This is a genomic window from Leeuwenhoekiella aequorea, from assembly GCF_004104375.1.
Classification (GTDB): domain Bacteria; phylum Bacteroidota; class Bacteroidia; order Flavobacteriales; family Flavobacteriaceae; genus Leeuwenhoekiella; species Leeuwenhoekiella aequorea.
Window position 1 is genome coordinate 221,480 of sequence record NZ_QOVM01000004.1, and the last position, 17,864, is coordinate 239,343.

The 17,864-nt window shown below is 36.9% G+C and carries 16 protein-coding genes; 6 read left to right on the forward strand and 10 right to left on the reverse strand.

The features are described from left to right. Positions 1-8: 8 nt before the first annotated feature. Positions 9-1,781, forward strand: a complete 1,773-nt coding sequence (locus tag DSM00_RS10650) for a M61 family metallopeptidase (protein ID WP_128757993.1) — start codon at positions 9-11, stop codon at positions 1,779-1,781. A gap of 4 nt (positions 1,782-1,785) precedes the next feature. On the opposite strand, the gene DSM00_RS10655 is transcribed toward DSM00_RS10650, so the two are convergent. The 6 genes from DSM00_RS10655 to DSM00_RS10680 all read right to left on the reverse strand — a co-directional run bounded on the left by DSM00_RS10655 (position 1,786) and on the right by DSM00_RS10680 (position 8,800). After that, a complete protein-coding gene (locus DSM00_RS10655) occupies positions 1,786-2,316 on the reverse strand; it encodes a hypothetical protein (protein WP_128757994.1) in 531 nt (176 codons plus the stop codon). A 73-nt stretch (positions 2,317-2,389) separates the two neighbouring features. After that, positions 2,390-2,668, reverse strand: a complete 279-nt coding sequence (locus DSM00_RS10660) for a F0F1 ATP synthase subunit epsilon (protein ID WP_128757995.1) — start codon at positions 2,666-2,668, stop codon at positions 2,390-2,392. Between the two features lie 91 nt (positions 2,669-2,759). Continuing rightward, positions 2,760-4,268 (reverse strand): F0F1 ATP synthase subunit beta, encoded by a 1,509-nt coding sequence (atpD, locus tag DSM00_RS10665; RefSeq protein ID WP_128757996.1) that lies wholly within the window; start codon positions 4,266-4,268, stop codon positions 2,760-2,762. A gap of 238 nt (positions 4,269-4,506) precedes the next feature. After that, entirely contained in the window at positions 4,507-6,357 is a 1,851-nt protein-coding gene (glmS, locus tag DSM00_RS10670) for a glutamine--fructose-6-phosphate transaminase (isomerizing) (RefSeq protein ID WP_128757997.1), read from the reverse strand. Between the two features lie 9 nt (positions 6,358-6,366). Continuing rightward, positions 6,367-7,980 carry a DUF4270 domain-containing protein gene (locus DSM00_RS10675; RefSeq protein ID WP_128757998.1) on the reverse strand — a complete coding sequence of 538 codons (1,614 nt, stop codon included), beginning with the start codon at positions 7,978-7,980 and terminating at the stop codon, positions 6,367-6,369. A gap of 10 nt (positions 7,981-7,990) precedes the next feature. After that, a complete protein-coding gene (locus DSM00_RS10680) occupies positions 7,991-8,800 on the reverse strand; it encodes a glycogen/starch synthase (RefSeq protein WP_128757999.1) in 810 nt (269 codons plus the stop codon). A gap of 107 nt (positions 8,801-8,907) precedes the next feature. On the opposite strand from DSM00_RS10680, the gene panC reads away from it, so the two are divergent. The 5 genes from panC to radA all read left to right on the forward strand — a co-directional run bounded on the left by panC (position 8,908) and on the right by radA (position 13,665). Then, complete coding sequence (gene panC, locus DSM00_RS10685; RefSeq protein WP_241652402.1) at positions 8,908-9,756, forward strand: pantoate--beta-alanine ligase; 849 nt, start codon at positions 8,908-8,910, stop codon at positions 9,754-9,756. 19 nt (positions 9,757-9,775) lie between these two features. Then, the gene (gene panD, locus DSM00_RS10690) at positions 9,776-10,126 is read left to right on the forward strand and encodes an aspartate 1-decarboxylase (protein ID WP_128758001.1); all 351 of its coding nucleotides are present in this window, start codon (positions 9,776-9,778) and stop codon (positions 10,124-10,126) included. Positions 10,127-10,128: 2 nt separating this feature from the next. Then, entirely contained in the window at positions 10,129-11,097 is a 969-nt protein-coding gene (locus DSM00_RS10695; RefSeq protein ID WP_128758002.1) for a lysylphosphatidylglycerol synthase transmembrane domain-containing protein, read from the forward strand. Positions 11,098-11,167: 70 nt separating this feature from the next. Next, positions 11,168-12,304: an alpha/beta hydrolase gene (locus tag DSM00_RS10700; RefSeq protein WP_128758003.1), complete on the forward strand. Its 1,137-nt coding sequence runs from the start codon at positions 11,168-11,170 to the stop codon at positions 12,302-12,304. Continuing rightward, positions 12,304-13,665: a DNA repair protein RadA gene (gene radA, locus DSM00_RS10705; protein WP_128758004.1), complete on the forward strand. Its 1,362-nt coding sequence runs from the start codon at positions 12,304-12,306 to the stop codon at positions 13,663-13,665. Before DSM00_RS10700 ends, radA begins: the two co-directional genes overlap by 1 nt. Before the next feature lie 120 nt (positions 13,666-13,785). Here the strand turns inward: radA and DSM00_RS10710 are convergent, their stop codons facing one another. From DSM00_RS10710 to DSM00_RS10725, 4 genes are all read right to left on the reverse strand, one after another. After that, on the reverse strand, positions 13,786-14,532 hold the full coding sequence (locus DSM00_RS10710) for a succinate dehydrogenase/fumarate reductase iron-sulfur subunit (RefSeq protein ID WP_128758005.1): 747 nt from the start codon (positions 14,530-14,532) through the stop codon (positions 13,786-13,788). A 22-nt stretch (positions 14,533-14,554) separates the two neighbouring features. After that, on the reverse strand, positions 14,555-16,558 hold the full coding sequence (locus tag DSM00_RS10715) for a fumarate reductase/succinate dehydrogenase flavoprotein subunit (protein ID WP_128758006.1): 2,004 nt from the start codon (positions 16,556-16,558) through the stop codon (positions 14,555-14,557). Between the two features lie 3 nt (positions 16,559-16,561). Continuing rightward, positions 16,562-17,218 carry a succinate dehydrogenase cytochrome b subunit gene (locus tag DSM00_RS10720; RefSeq protein WP_128758007.1) on the reverse strand — a complete coding sequence of 219 codons (657 nt, stop codon included), beginning with the start codon at positions 17,216-17,218 and terminating at the stop codon, positions 16,562-16,564. Between the two features lie 253 nt (positions 17,219-17,471). Then, positions 17,472-17,861 carry a DUF2721 domain-containing protein gene (locus DSM00_RS10725; RefSeq protein ID WP_128758008.1) on the reverse strand — a complete coding sequence of 130 codons (390 nt, stop codon included), beginning with the start codon at positions 17,859-17,861 and terminating at the stop codon, positions 17,472-17,474. Positions 17,862-17,864: the final 3 nt, after the last annotated feature.

The window sequence follows — 17,864 nt, forward strand, 5'->3', positions numbered from 1 at the left end:
AGCTTTAAATGAAACTTTGGATTACTTTCCTTCTTGTTAGCTTATCACTTCAGGCTCAGACAAACACCTACACTATTTCTTTTGACAATGCGGTTCACCACGAGGCTGTGGTTAATGTAAGTTTTCCAGAGATAAAGTCTAAAACATTGCGCGTTCAGATGAGCCGCTCTTCACCGGGGCGTTATGCCATTCACGAGTTCGCTAAAAATGTATATGGTTTTAAAGCTACAAATGAAGCAGGCGAAACACTTGAAATGAAGCGGGAAGATCCTTACTCGTGGGAGATCACAAACACAGACGGAACTATAAATATAGAATACATACTTTTTGCAAATCGTGCTGACGGAACTTATTCTCAAATTGACGAAACGCATGCACATTTGAATATGCCAGCAACATTTATCTATGCTGAAAGTTTACAAGAACGCCCCATAGAAATCACATTTAATACACGCAAAGATCTAAATTGGAAAGTTGCCACACAGCTAAAACATACACAAGGCACAACGTACACATCGCCTAATCTCTATTATTTTTTAGATAGTCCCACCGAAATAAGCGACTACAAACTACGTGAATTTAAAGTTGACGGCCAGAATATACGATTTGTTTTACACGATCCGGGAACTGAAGCCGAATTTGATGAATACTGGGAGAAAGTTCAAAAAATTGTGTTGCAAGAGAAAGCCGTTTTTGGAGCGTTGCCTATCTATGATTTTGGTGAGTATACCTTTTTAGCCTGCTATATGCCCAATGTCTCAGGGGATGGAATGGAGCATCGCAACAGCACCATTCTTACAGACACAGAGACACTTGCGAATGGCGGAATGAAAAGCAATATAGGCACGGTTTCTCACGAGTATTTTCACAGCTGGAATGTAGAGCGTATACGCCCCGCAGATCTTGAACCATTTAAATTTGATCGTGCCAATATGAGTAATTCGCTGTGGTTTGCAGAAGGCTTTACAAGTTATTACACCAATCTTATTCTAGAACGTGCAGGAATTATTACTGTAGAAGAGTATGTTAAAAGTCTCAATGGCACTTTTAATTACGTTTGGAATTCTCCTGCACTACAGTTTTTTAACCCAATTGAAATGAGTAATCAGGCGCCATTTGTAGATGCTGCAACATCGGTAGACCCTGTAAATCGCGAGAATATGTTTATTTCGTATTATTCCTACGGAAGTGTTTTGGGCCTTGCTCTAGATCTTAGTTTACGCGAAAAAAACTTGAATCTTGATGATTTTATGAAATTGATGTGGTCTACCTACGGAAAGAATGAAGTAGGCTACGAAGTGAGTGATATTGAAAAAACATTATCTACTTATGCGGGTAAGGAATTTTCAAAAGACTTTTTTAACAACTATATCTATGCTAGTCAAATGCCAGATTATGAAACGCTTTTTGAACAAGTAGGTATTACTATTGAACGAGACTCATCTAAGGCGTTTTTAGGGGCCACTTTACGCAATACTGAAAATGGTGTTGAAGTCGTAAGAAATACTATGATAGGCAGCCCGGCTTATGTAGCAGGGTTAGATAATGGAGATATTATAACATCAGTTAATGGAACCCCTGTAAACGATAAGGAAATTTTCAACAATTTGATTGATTCTAAAAATATAGGAGACAAAATAACAATCGAATACGTGCGCTTCGGGAAATTAAAAACCACTACCGCGATTCTTTTAGCAGATCCTACTTATCATATTACTATTGATAAGGATGCGAAGAAAACGATTTTAAAAGCGAGAGAATCTTGGTTATCTAAAAAATAACTGCTTATTTAATGAAATCAGGATTTTTAGGATCTGATGCATCCCAGATTGGAAGTTTTAAAGTTTCAGCTAAGTATTGAGCCTCTACAAGCGCTTTGTTATACAACTGAAAATTATCAAATTTGACGTGTCTTGAATTTGAAAACCAGATATTAACTTCATAGATTTCTTTAGAATTCTTAAATATTCCTATCATTTTGAGCTCTTCATAATGTGTCCAGCTCCCCCAATGAAAAGGTCCTATGAAATATTCAATTTTATATTTTTTGGAAGAATTTACAAATATTATGCGCTTGCGTTTAGCTAAATAAGATCCAATTGCAAAAACGAAAACTCCAGCTAGTAGTATGTTTTTAAGCTCTTTTCCCCACATCACAAATTGCTTCTTATTACTTAAATCATAACCTGACGCAAATGTTATATGGTAGCTACGAAAGATTAAAAATAGAAAAGCTATAAAAAAAAATGCTGCTATACATTTAATAATAAGGGAGCGATCTGTTTGATTTACAATTCGTTTTTGGGAAGATTCCATAAGTACTAAAATAAAAAAAACGCTTAATCTAATGATCAAGCGTTTTTCTTTTATGTGTATGACAAACTAGTATTTAGTCTGCTAATACAATTACTCTGTTATCTTTCATCTCTACAGTACCTGAGCTAATAGCAAGAACAAATTCGCCAGCTTCTTTTCCGGCTGTAAATTGTTTTTTAGCTTTCTCTGAAAGAGTTGCTCCTTTTACCTTGATTACTCCTTTTTCTAGAAGAGCAACAATAGGGGCATGATTATCTAAAATCTGAAAACCTCCATCAACTCCCGGAAGAGTAACTGATGTTGCTTCACCGCTATATAAAGTAGCTTCAGGACTTACTATTTCTAAATGCATAATATGTTCATTTATCTTTTCCGCCAAAGCGAAAAACTATTCAAATCAATACTTAGATATCTGCTTTCACAGAAAAGAAATCAATAGCCTATTAAGCTTCAGAAAGCATTTTCTCACCAGCTTCAATTGCTTCTTCGATAGTACCTTTAAGGTTAAAAGCTGCTTCTGGAAGGTGGTCTAACTCACCATCCATAATCATATTAAATCCTTTTATAGTCTCTTTAATATCTACTAAAACTCCTGGTATACCTGTAAATTGTTCTGCTACGTGGAAAGGCTGAGATAAGAAACGTTGTACGCGACGTGCACGACCAACAGCTAATTTATCTTCTTCAGATAATTCTTCCATACCTAAGATGGCAATAATATCTTGAAGTTCTTTATAACGCTGTAATAACTCCTTTACATTTTGAGCACAGTTATAATGCTCATCACCTAAAATAGCTGAAGAAAGAATACGTGAAGTTGAATCTAGAGGATCAACCGCAGGATAAATACCTAATTCTGCAATTTTACGAGAAAGTACAGTCGTAGCATCTAAGTGAGCAAAGGTTGTAGCCGGTGCCGGGTCAGTAAGGTCATCTGCAGGTACATAAACCGCCTGTACAGATGTAATAGAACCTCTTTTTGTAGAAGTAATACGCTCTTGCATTGCACCCATTTCTGTTGCTAATGTAGGCTGGTAACCTACCGCAGATGGCATACGACCTAAAAGAGCAGATACTTCAGATCCCGCTTGTGTAAATCGGAAAATGTTATCTACGAAGAAAAGAACGTCTTTACCTTGGCCTTCTCCTGCTCCATCACGGAAATATTCAGCAATTGTTAATCCTGAAAGTGCCACACGAGCACGCGCCCCTGGAGGCTCATTCATCTGACCGAAAACAAAAGTAGCTTTAGAGCCTTTCATCGCCTCTTTATCTACTTTAGTTAGATCCCAACCACCATCTTCCATAGAATGCATAAAGTCTTCACCGTATTTTATAATACCAGACTCTAACATCTCACGTAGTAAATCGTTACCCTCACGAGTACGCTCACCTACTCCGGCGAATACAGAAAGACCACCATGTCCTTTTGCAATATTGTTAATCAACTCCTGAATTAATACAGTTTTACCTACACCAGCACCACCAAAAAGACCAATCTTACCACCTTTTGCATAAGGCTCAATAAGGTCAATTACTTTAATACCTGTAAATAAAACTTCTGTAGAAGTTGATAAATCTTCAAATTTTGGTGCTTCACGGTGAATAGGAAGACCTGCATTTCCAGATTTTGGAAGGTTACCTATACCATCAATAGCATCACCAATTACATTAAATAATCTTCCGTAGATATCATCACCTATCGGCATTTGTATAGGCGAACCTGTAGCGACTACATCTGTACCTCTGCTCAAACCATCTGCAGAATCCATAGCGATAGTTCTAACTGTGTTCTCACCTACGTGTGATTGCACTTCAAGTACCAGAAGACTTCCGTCTGCTCTAGTGATTTCTAATGAATCATAAATTTTTGGAAGATCTGCAATGCTTGCAAATTCCACATCTACAACAGGGCCGATAATTTGGGAAACTTTACCTGTAACGTTTGACATTCTTAACTATTTAATGTTTAGCAAAATATGTAGTTGAAAAAAAATTCAGCGCTTAAAATCACCTGTTTTTTTTCGTCGTGCAAAGATAGTTTTTAATATTAAAAAAACTAACCCTCTTTAGTTGAAATTACTGTGTAGATTTTTTTTTCATTTATTTACCTCCTAAAAAACAAAAACCTCCTTAAATGAGGAGGTTTTTGTTTTTAGATTTAATGCGCATATAACGCACATATAATGTTTATTCAACCGTAACTGATTTTGCTAAATTACGAGGCTGATCAACATTTTTACCCAGCATCACTGCAATGTGATAGGATAATAATTGTAATGGTATTGTAGTTAAAAGCGGCGACATAGAATCCATTATCTCAGGAACCTCAATGACATAATCTGCGAGATCACGTACAGTAACATCTCCTTTTGTAACAATTCCTATAATCTTTCCTTTTCGGCTTTTTATTTCCTGAATATTACTTACGATTTTATCGTAATGACCTCGGCGGGTTGCAATTACAACCACCGGCATTTGCTCATCGATAAGTGCAATAGGACCATGCTTCATTTCTGCTGCTGGATAGCCTTCTGCATGAATATAGGAAATCTCTTTTAGTTTTAAAGCACCTTCTAAGGCTACAGGGAAATTAAACCCGCGACCTAAATATAAAAAGTTAGCAGCGTCTTTATATACTTCGGCGATTTTCTTTGCCTGCTCATTGCTTTGTAATGCTTCTTCAACTTTTTGAGGAACAAGATTGAGTTCTTCAAGATGCATATGAAAGTCTGACGTTGAAATTTTGCCTTTAGCCTTTGCTATTTTTAAACCTAGCAACGTAAGAACTGTAATTTGCGTAGTAAATGCTTTTGTTGATGCAACTCCTATTTCGGGACCTGCGTGCGTATAGGCACCTGCGTGAGCTTCTCTGGATATTGACGAGCCAACGACATTACAAACACCAAAAACAAATGCCCCCTGCTCTTTTGCAAGTTTCATTGCAGCCATCGTGTCTGCGGTTTCTCCACTTTGAGAAATTGCAATAACGATGTCTCCTTTTTCTATTACAGGGTTACGGTATCTAAATTCTGAAGCATATTCTACTTCTACAGGAATACGCACTAATTCTTCAATGATATATTCTGCAACTAATCCTGCGTGCCAAGAGGTTCCGCAAGCTAAAATTACCAGCCTTTTGGCATTGATAAATTTATCAATATGATCATCTACGCCGGCCATTTTTATAATACCCTCTTTAACACGCATACGCCCTCTAAATGTATCACGTATGGCTTGAGGTTGTTCATAAATTTCCTTAAGCATAAAATGCTCATACCCGCCCTTTTCAATTTGCTCAAGATTCAATTTTAATTCCTGAATGTAAGGAGCGGTAATTAAGGCATCATCTTTAATACTGAAAACCTTTATTTTTTTATCTAAACGCACAATCGCCATCTCACCATCTTCCAGGTATAGCGCGTTTGTGGTATATTCTATAAAAGGAGATGCGTCTGATGCAATAAAAAACTCTCCCTCGCCAATACCTATGGCTAATGGGCTGCCTAATCTTGCAACTACAATCTCATTAGGTTTTTTCTTGTCAAATACAGCAATAGCATAGGCACCCACTGTTTGATTGAGTGCAACTTGCACTGCTTTACCTAATTTTAATCCTTGATTTATTTGAACATCTTCTATAAGATTTACTAAAACTTCTGTGTCTGTATCAGACTCAAATGTAAATCCGCGATTTGTAAGTTCTTTTTTAATAGCATCATAGTTTTCAATGATTCCATTATGAATAATTACAAGATCACCAGAGTTTGAATAATGAGGATGAGAATTTACATCATTGGGCACACCGTGAGTTGCCCAGCGTGTATGTCCTATTCCCAGATTACCTGCTGTATTTATAGAACTTTCAACCTTATTTTTTAAATCTTCAACCTTACCTTTTGTTTTGCAAAGTTGTATAGACTCTCCATCGTATATCGCAACACCGGCACTATCATAACCACGATATTCTAATCGCTGTAATCCTTTCATCACGATAGGATATGCCTGACGGTGACCAATATAACCCACAATTCCGCACATAGTATTTTATTAATTAGAAGCTTCTGAGTAGAATATTTTCAATTTTAAGCGTTGTGCATCTGGCACCGAAGCATTACTACCATAAAGAATTGTTCCTTTTTGAGAAACCACAGATGCATAAGGCACTCTACTCGGGTAATCTGTCGTAGACTTGTTCTGTATCTTACCAGTACTTATTACAGCAGGGTTTTGACTCACAACAATTCCTAATTTTGTATTAGGACTATCGTTTTCAGTATTCAGAAGGTTCTTAATATACTCTGTAACTCTAATTTTATAACTAATCCCAAGACCCGTTTCCGTTTTTGTCAAAGGACCTAGATGTGTTGTTCCTACTGCAGTAATAGCTCCTGTGCTCGTAATGTTGGCATCTAGAGAAAGATCTATTAAAGGTTGATTAGTTTCTAAATCATAGATATAAATACGATCTGGCTCAGATATAGCCGAAGTAGCTAATTCTGCAATACTTGGTTGATCTACAAAAAATTCCAAATTAGCTTCACGAATTAATCTGTTTTTTAAGCGTAAATCTGCAAGTGCCTCTGGAATCCCATCGTTATCTGCATCATCACCAAATAATTCTATAACAGCCATACTTCCCTGACCGCCCTTTAAATATAAACGCTCATCACCTTCAGTCGTATTCACATTTGCTAAACGATCTGTTACTGAAGTTTTAAAATTGTTATCTAGATTTATCGCGGAATTTCCTCCAAAGCCTAACGTCACACTACTTTGCACTCTAGAATCATCTGCTCCAGATTTATAATAAATTACAATCGAAGTATTTGCTTTATCGTAAAGGAAATAATTACCTGTTCCTCCTATAGGCGCCGCTTCAAAATAAATTCCTCTAAAATAATTTCTGAATGAATTCTGGTTGAAAAGCACATCCTGACCTTCTTTAGCGAAAATTGCATTTTGCCAATACGCAGAATTTGCACCTGTCGCAAGTTGGTCTAACCTAAATCGCAATCGAGGTGAGTTTGTTGTTGCCACAGGATCTTGACTTTCGGCAGTAGCATCTGCAGGTACAGTTGTAATTACGGGTGCATTTGAAGGCAAAACTTCTCTTTCAAAAAGGAGATCTCCACGTACTCCATTAAAATTAGGAAGGTCATTAGAATAATAAACCGCAGCATCTGTAAAGTCTGGCGGTGCATTATCTCTAAGTAAATAATTAGATCTGTAAGCCGTTAATTTAATAGGATTTGAACCATAAACTGAATCTAAAGTAAATTCTGTCTCGCCGTCACTATTTGTAGATTGCGTACTAAAATAGGGCATTGTAAAAACTATAGAGTCTATTACAGGATTTGTACCATATGTAGTATTATATGTCGCTAAACCTACCTGACTTAAGCTCGAAGCAGTAGTTGTGCCGTACAGCGGATCGTTATAATATCCTAAAACTCCAACACTAATCCCATTTGTCTGAACACCATTTATATTAGCAAATTGCTCGTTATAAGCAATAACATTATATGTTTCTACATCTGACGTAAAATTGCTAGAATCAACTAATCCCTCTCCTATTTCTAAAAAATCATCTTCACAAGAAGCAGCAACAAAAAGAACAGTTAGTATTCCTAATGTTCTTATTAACAACGCGTTTAATTTCATTTATTTTTATTTAATCTAAAACCTTAGTCGTGTAGAATTCCTCATAAGCTTGAGCGAACTCTTCTTTTTTCTTATAGGGTAATACAGGTATTTTAGTAGTATTTAAATATCCTGAAAGTTCTTCATCTAAATCTGACGATCCAATAATTGCAGCATCAGAATTTTTTATAGCCACCTTCATAAGGTTAGAATACGTAGGCTCTTCTAATTCTGAAATATCTCCTTTATCAATTCCGTCAAAAGCAATTTTATCAATCAGTTGCTTATTAAGCGTATCATCAAACCCTTTATTGTAAACCGAAGTAACTATTTTACTTTGTTTAAATAGAGGTTCACTTGCATAATACCTCTTTAGATAAAGCGGAAGCAATGAAGCTAACCAGCCATGAACGTGAATGATATCTGGAGCCCAGTTTAACTTCTTCACAGTCTCAACTACTCCCTTTGCAAAAAAGATTGCACGCTCATCATTATCTGCGAATAAGTTTCCATCTTCGTCTGTAAACGTTGCTTTACGCTTAAAGTATTCTTCATTATCAATAAAGTACACCTGAATACGCTCTTTAGGGATAGAAGCTACTTTAATTATAAGCGGCATATCAAAATCATTAATAACGAGATTCATTCCAGAAAGTCTAATTACCTCATGTAATTGATGACGTCTTTCATTGATATTTCCGTATCGAGGCATAAAAATTCTTATTTGACCTCCCTTACTGTTAACCATTTGAGGTACCTCAAAAGACATAGACGCAATCTCTGTCTCTGGCAAATAAGGTATAACTTCAGATGATACGTATAATATCCTCTTATTTTTCATATGTGTGCTTCTAAGTTTTTGTTAAGGCTAAAAAACACGCAAAATTACGAAATTTTATGCAGATTGCCAGTAATATAGTAATTTTGCCGCCTGTTAAATTAATCCCCATGCACGTATTTACTAATAGACCAGAAATTTCTAACGCTGTTGCAGCGCATAAAGAAAATGGTTTAAAAATAGGTTTTGTACCCACTATGGGAGCTCTGCATCGGGGCCATGCCAGCCTCTTTAATTTTGCACTAAAAAGCTGCGATATTGTTGTTGTAAGTATTTTTGTAAACCCTACACAATTCAATAATATTCAGGATTTAAAGACATATCCCAGAGATCTTCAGGCAGATTTAGAGCTACTAGAAAATATAAACCCTAATCTTCTGGTCTTTGCTCCTAGCACTCAAACAATTTATGGCTCCAAAGTAGAGTCGATTGATTACAATTTTGACGGACTTGACAAAGTTATGGAGGGTGCTTTCAGACCTGGACATTTTGAAGGTGTAGCTACAGTTTTAAAATATCTTTTTGAGATTGTTCAACCCGATTTTGCATTTTTTGGAGAGAAAGACTACCAACAACTACAAATTGTAAACAAATTAGTGTCTATAGAAAACCTACCTGTAAAAGTTGTAGGATGCCCTATAAGCCGCCACGATGATGGTCTCGCAGAAAGTTCCCGCAATATGCGCCTAACTCAGAAACATCGCCAGGTTGCTCCTTTTATTTATAACACCTTACTGAAAGCAAAAGAACTGTTTAACGACAAACCTATTGCAGATGTTCATCAGTTTGTTACCGATGCCTTTAAAGATAACGAACTACTGAAATTAGAATATTTTGAAATCGCAAATGCCTCAACATTAGAGCATACGACAATAAAAGACACCAATGAAACGCACCGTGCCTTTATAGCTGTTTTTGCTGATGACGTGCGTCTTATTGATAATATTGCCCTAAATTAAAAACCCTTATTTTTACACCATGTTAGTTAACGTTGTAAAGTCAAAAATTCACCGCGTAAAAGTTACCGGAGCAGAATTACATTATATAGGAAGCATTACGATAGATGAAGATCTTATGGATGCTGCCGGTGTAATTGAAGGAGAACGTCTTCAAATTGTGAATGTTACAAACGGCGAGCGCTTAGAAACTTATGCAATACCTGGCCCACGCAGTAGTGGCGAGATAACACTCAACGGCGCAGCAGCACGCAAGGTTGCAAAAGGAGACATTTTAATTCTTATCGCTTATGCTTTTATGGAATTAGACGAAGCCAAAGCATTTAAACCTTCTCTAGTTTTCCCTAATGAGGATACAAATCTGCTTAAATAATCTTGAGCAAGAAAAAACTTATAAAAGTTCTCAAAATATTAATACCCCTAGGGTTAGGAGTATTTTTAATTTACTATTCTTTAAGCTCAGCAACACCAGAAGAACGCACTACACTCTGGTTAAATATTAAAAAAGCAGACCCAACATACATATTCCTATCTTTAATATTTGGCATTTTAAGTCATTTTTCGAGAGCCTATAGATGGCAATTTTTATTAGAACCTATGGGATATTCCCCAAAACTTTCTAATAGATTTATGGCTGTAATGGCTGCTTATTTAGCAAACTTAGGAATACCGAGAAGCGGCGAGTTTTTAAGAGGCGCATTATTGACCACCTATGAAGATGTTCCTTTTGAAAAGGGGTTTGGAACTATAATTTCAGAACGCATCGCAGATTTTCTGATGCTTTTACTTGTAGTTGCGGTGGCTGTTTTAATGCAAACAGATATGCTTCTAACCTATCTTAAAGAACAAAATATCAATCCGCTTTATACTGTTATTTTTCTAGCGCTAGTAGTTGGTGCCATATACCTCGGCTTTAGAATTGTAAAAAATGCCAGGTCTGGTTTATTTCTGAAAATAAGAAAATTTATGAATGGGCTCTTAGAAGGTATGAAGAGCATCTTACATATGAAACACAAGATTGCCTTCATTGCTCATACCTTATTTATTTGGCTGATGTACATTTTAATGTTTTGGGTAATAAAATTCACAATCCCAGAAATTGCAATTGCCAATCTTGGTATCATTCTCGCTGCATTTGTAATAGGATCATTTTCAATATCTGTAACTAACGGCGGAATAGGTGTTTACCCGATAACAATAGGTGCACTTTTTGTGTTTTTTGGATTCAGTAAGGAAGGTGGAGAGGCATTTGGATGGATTATTTGGGGTTCACAAACTCTTTTAGTGGTAATACTTGGTGCTCTTTCATTTATTTTGCTACCCGTATTAAACCGAAGCAAATAAACCCACACATTGCATTTAAGCTATGTGTGCATATTATGGTTAAATTCACATAACCAAATAACCTCCTACTATGAAAAAAACACTACTCTTATGCTTACTATTCACTAGCTTTCTTGATGCACAGGTGATATATGAGACTGTACCTTCACTAAATTTTGGTGAACCCAGACAGGTAAAAATTCAGTTACCACGTAATTATGAATCGAATAAAAACAAAGACTACCCAGTTATAGTTGTTCTGGATGCAGATTATCTTTTTGAACCGGTTGCTGGTAATGTAGATTACTATAGCTATTGGGAAGATATGCCTCAAGCTATCGTAGTAGGCATAATGCAACCTGATCGCATGGCAGACTCCCAGTACGATGAAACCAATTTTTTACCCGTTGGCCAAGGAAAGTTATTCTTTGATTTTATAGGAAATGAACTTTTTCCGTGGTTGAGCAAAAAATACCGCCTTGCACCTTTTAATCTTATTATAGGTCACGATGCAACAGCAGGGTTTGCGAACTACTTCTTAATGAAAAATCCGCCGTTATTTAATGCCTATGTCTCTTTGAGCCCAGATCTGGCTCCTCAAATGAGCGAACGCCTCACAGATAATTTACAGCGTACAGACAATAAAATATTTTATTATCAAGCTACAGGATCGCAAGATATAACTCCGCTTAGAGATGCGACCTTAGCCCTTAATACTTCTCTTGAGAACATTGAGAATACTAATATTAAATATTATTTTGACGATTTTGAAGAGGCAACTCACTACACGCTTGTAGGAAGAGGAATTCCGAGTGCCTTAGAACAGATATTCTCAATTTACAGACCTATTACTAAAAAAGAGTTTGAAGATCAGGTATTAAATGCAGAATCGCCTTACGCGTATCTTATTGAAAAATATGAGATTATTGAAAATCTTTTCGGAATGAATGATAGAATCCGCATTAATGATTTTATTGCTATAGCAGCTGCTTTAGAAAAAAAATCTGACTGGGAAGGTTTTGAAGATCTCGGGAAATTAGCTCGTAAAGAATATCCCGAAACTGTACTTGGTTCTTATTATTTAGGTAAATCCTACGAAGGCAAAGGAGATACTAAAAAAGCGATGCGCACGTATGAAAGTGCTCTCGTATTAAAAAGCGCAGGCGACATTGATAAAGATGTTTTAATGGCTCGAGCGCAACGTATAAAAGATGATTTTGGATACTAATGGCAAAGACTAAAACAACATTTTTCTGTCAAAACTGTGGAGCTCAATTTGCAAAATGGCAAGGGCAGTGTACTTCTTGCAAAGAATGGAACACAATTGCAGAAGAAGTAATACAAAAAGCCGAAAAATCGAGCTGGAAGGTAGAAACTCCCACTACTAAACGTGTTGCTAAAGCACAGCGTATTCAGGAAATTGATACGACTGCTGAAGCACGTCTAAATACCAAAAACAACGAATTAAATCGGGTTTTAGGTGGCGGACTCGTACCGGGATCTTTAACACTTCTAGGTGGTGAGCCAGGAATAGGTAAGAGTACATTGATGTTACAAATCGCATTGATGCTACCCTATAAAACGCTGTATGTTTCTGGAGAAGAAAGTGCACAACAAATAAAAATGCGAGCAGAACGAATAAATTCTAACGCTCAAAACTGCCTCATCTTAACTGAAACTAAGACGCAGAATATCTTTAAGCAAATTGAAGCTGTAGAACCAGATATCGTAATTATAGATTCAATTCAAACGCTTCATACAGATTATGTAGAGAGCGGAGCCGGCAGTATTTCTCAAATACGAGAAACCACTACCGAACTCATCAAATTTGCTAAAGAAACGGCCACACCGGTAATATTAATTGGTCACATTACCAAAGATGGTAATATTGCTGGCCCAAAGATTCTGGAGCATATGGTTGATACTGTTTTACAATTTGAAGGCGATCGCAATCACGTTTATCGAATTCTAAGAGCACATAAAAATCGTTTTGGATCTACAAATGAACTAGGGATTTATGAAATGCAAGGCAGCGGCCTACGCGAAGTTTCTAACCCATCTGAAATTCTTATCTCAAAGAATGATGAAGAACTTAGCGGTACAGCTATAGCTGCTACTTTAGAAGGAATGCGTCCATTAATGATTGAAATACAAGCATTAGTTAGCACAGCGGTTTACGGTACACCACAACGAAGCGCAACGGGATACAATGCAAAACGTCTGAATATGATTCTTGCAGTGCTCGAAAAGCGCGCCGGTTTTCGATTAGGAGCAAAAGATGTTTTCTTAAATATCACTGGCGGAATTAGCGTGGATGATACCGCAATAGATCTTGCAGTAGTCGCTGCTATCTTATCAAGTAATGAAGACATTGCCGTAGCAAAAGACATCTGCTTCGCTGCAGAGGTGGGTCTCGCCGGTGAGATTCGTCCTGTAACACGTGTAGAGCAACGCATTCTTGAAGCAGAAAAATTAGGTTTCGGAACAATTATGGTTTCTAAATATTGCAAAATACCCGATGCAAATTATGGAATCACCATTATAAAAGTTGCCAAGATGAATGACGTGGTGGAGTGGTTATTTGGATAAAAAAAATCTATAATAACACTCAATATCGCCCACATTTTGAGATTACTTAATATAAAAACACCCGATAGATTTTAAAAATCTACCGGGTGTTTTAGTTTATAATATCCGCTTTGCGAAAACTTATCCTTTTGAAACCGCGCTTAAATACTCACGATTCATACGAGCGATATTTTCTAAAGAAATTCCTTTAGGACACTCAATCTCACACGCTCCAGTATTTGTACAGTTACCAAAACCTTCCAAATCCATTTGGCGTACCATATTTTCTACACGCTCGGTAGCTTCAATTTCTCCTTGAGGTAAAAGAGCAAATTGAGAAACTTTGGCAGAGGTAAATAACATTGCACTTGCATTTTTACAAGCAGCAACACACGCCCCACAACCTATACAAGTAGCTGCATAAAATGCATCATCTGCATTCTCTTTCTTAATAGGAATTGCGTTTGCATCAACCGTATTTCCTGAAGTATTTACAGAAATATAACCACCAGCTTGTTGAATACGATCAAAAGAAGAACGGTCTACAATAAGGTCTGTAACAACAGGAAATGCAGTAGCTCTAAATGGCTCTATTACAATTGTATCGCCATCGTTAAACTTACGCATATGCAATTGACACGTAGTCACTAAACGATCTGGACCATGTGGTTCACCATTAATTTGTAATGAACAGCTCCCACAAATCCCTTCTCTACAATCGTGATCAAACTCAACAGGGATTTCACCTTTGTTAATTAGATCTTCATTAAGAACGTCTAGCATTTCTAAAAAAGACATATCCCCATCAATACCATCTATCTGATAGGTCTTCATTGCTCCTTTAGTCTTAGCGTTTTCTTGACGCCATATTTTGAGTGTTAACTTCATAGTAAAAGTTATCTTTTAATTATTATTTGTAAGAACGGGTTTTCACTTCGATATTCTCGAAAGTCAACTCTTCTTTATGCAATTTTGCTTCTCGTGGATTTGCATTATACTCCCACGCAGACACAAAACTAAAATTCTCATCATCTCTTAAAGCCTCTCCTTCTGGAGTTTGATACTCTTCTCTAAAGTGACCTCCACATGATTCATTTCTTGTTAAAGCATCTTTAGCAAAAAGCTCACCTAGCTCTAAGAAATCTGCTACTCTACCTGCTTTTTCTAATTCTGCATTTTTAGAGTTTAGAGTTCCGGTAACTTTAACGTTAGCCCAGAAATCTGCTCTTAACGCTGCAATCTCATCCATTGCTTCTTCAAGCTCTTTAGCATTACGAGCCATTCCGCATTTATTCCACATAATCTTACCTAGCTTCTTGTGGTAATAATCAACCGAATGTTTCCCGCTACCATTCATAAGCTTTGTCATACGGTCACGAACATCTTTCTCTGCCTGATCAAACTCAGGAGAATCTGTAGGTATTTTACCTGTACGTATATCTTTAGAAAGGTAATCTCCTATCGTATAAGGCAGAACAAAATAACCATCAGCCAGACCCTGCATTAATGCAGACGCACCTAAACGGTTGGCTCCGTGATCTGAGAAATTTGCTTCACCTGCAGCATAACAACCTGGTATAGTTGTCTGTAAGTTATAATCTACCCAAAGACCACCCATTGTATAATGCACAGCAGGATAGATCATCATTGGCGTTTTGTATGGATCTTCATCTACGATTTTCTCATACATTTGGAATAAGTTACCGTACTTATTCTCAACTACTTTCTTTCCGTAGTTATATATTTCTTGATCTGTAGGATTATGGTTACCGCTAATTAGTGCTTCCTCTTTTCCGTAGCGCATTATTGCACTCTTAAAATCAAGGTAAACTGCTTCTCCTGTTTTATTTACACCATAACCGGCATCACAACGTTCTTTAGCAGCTCTAGATGCTACATCACGAGGTACCAAGTTACCAAACGCCGGATAACGACGCTCTAAATAATAATCTCTTTCTTCTTCAGAAAGATCAGTAGGTTTCTTTTTACCTTCTCTAATAGCAATCGCATCTTCTTTTTTCTTCGGAACCCAAATACGCCCATCATTACGTAATGACTCTGACATCAAGGTTAACTTAGACTGATGATCTCCCGATACCGGAATACATGTAGGATGAATTTGCGTATAGCACGGGTTAGCGAAGTACGCCCCGCGACGGTGTGCTCTCCAAGCAGCCATTACATTGCTTCCCATTGCATTTGTAGAAAGGAAAAATACATTACCGTAACCACCACTAGCTAAAACTACCGCGTGTGCAGAATGTCTTTCTATCTCTCCTGTTACAAGGTCTCTGGCAATAATACCTCGTGCTTTACCGTCAACCAGCACAAGATCTAACATCTCATGACGGTTATATGGCGTGATTTTGCCACGGTTGATTTGACGGTTCATCGCAGAATAAGCTCCTAAAAGCAACTGCTGCCCCGTTTGACCTTTAGCATAAAAAGTTCTTGATACTAAAACTCCACCAAAAGAACGGTTATCTAAAAGTCCGCCATATTCACGTGCAAAAGGAACCCCCTGTGCAACGCACTGGTCAATTATATTTCCTGATACTTCAGCAAGACGATAAACGTTTGCTTCTCGAGATCGGTAATCACCACCTTTTACAGTATCGTAAAACAAACGGTAGTTAGAATCACCATCTCCCTGATAATTTTTTGCAGCATTAATACCTCCTTGCGCAGCAATAGAGTGTGCTCGACGCGGAGAATCCTGATAGCAAAACGTTTTTACATTATAGCCTAACTCTGCTAAAGTTGCTGCAGCACTACCTCCTGCAAGACCTGTACCCACAACAATAACATCTATGTTACGCTTGTTTGCAGGGTTAACCAGGTTAATATCATTTTTATGTTGAGTCCACTTATCTGCAAGTGGGCCGTCTGGTATATTTGATTTTAATTCTGACATCGTCTAGTGATTAAAATGGTGAAACAACGCGATGAAAACAAAACCTGCAGGAATTGCAATTGCATAAAATTTAGCAAACTTCTTTAAGGCTGTAGCGTATTTGTTATTAAAGCCAACCGATTGAAATGAAGATGCAAAACCGTGAAACAAGTGTAGTGCTAAGAAAACAAATGCCAACACATAAAGACCTGTTCTTACCGGGCTCTCAAATTTCTCCACTAACTCCCCGTAGTAACGAGTTGCGTCTGCAGGATTTGACTCAATATATTTGTGTACAATCTCTGGAAACCAGAAATCGTAAAAGTGTAATCCTAAGAAAGCTAAAATTGCAACTCCACTGTAGATCATATTGCGACTTACCCAAGTAGAATTTGCATTTCCATCATATCTCACATAATTAATTTTACGTGCAGATCGGTTACGAATTTCAAGAATGAAACCCATTACAAAGTGAAAAATAACTCCAAAAATTAATACTGGTTGAAGTATTGCCTGTACTAGAAAATTAGTCCCCATAAAATGGGAGATTTCATTAAAAGTTTCTGGACTGAAGGTCGATGTTAAGTTTATTGTAAAATGCTGACCTAAAAACAATACAAGGAATAAACCTGAAAGTGCCATAGCAACTTTTCGGGCGATAGAAGAGGAAATGATTCCCATTTATTTACGTTTTTAATTTAGTGGCACAAAAATACGGCTCAAAACATTGTTTCACAAACTTTGAGACCGCTTTTGGAATGGTTTTAAATAAAGAAAAAAATGTTTAATAAATCCTTCGAAAACCTTTGAAATATAGGCTTCTCGTTAAACAACATTTTTTACTAATTGAGGATTTTAAGAGGAGAATGGCTCCTATATGACACATTATAGAAAATAATATTTCTCTTTTTGCTTACATTTCTTCTTAACACCTCTAATCATCCATATCGTTTAATTGTATCTCTAATGCCTCTGTACTTAATTGTACTTCAATGAAAGAAAGTGTTAGCGATATCATTAGCGCTACTAAGCTTACACCAAAAACTACATTTGCAAGTATCGCAAGTTCAATATAAATTAAAAACATGGTAATTACCGCAAGTAAAAAACTAACGATAGCCATTGCCTGCATCGCTTTAATTATACCAAGACGTTTACGTAGCTGCTCAATTTGCTTTTTTACCGGAGTAGACGAGCTATCTTGATAACGCTTATGTAATTCTCTAATAAGTGCAGCAATTGCCAGATACCTGGCATTATAAGCCAACATAGTCAGAGAAATTGCAGGAAATAAAAGTGCCGGGATACTAAGAGTCAAATTCATTTG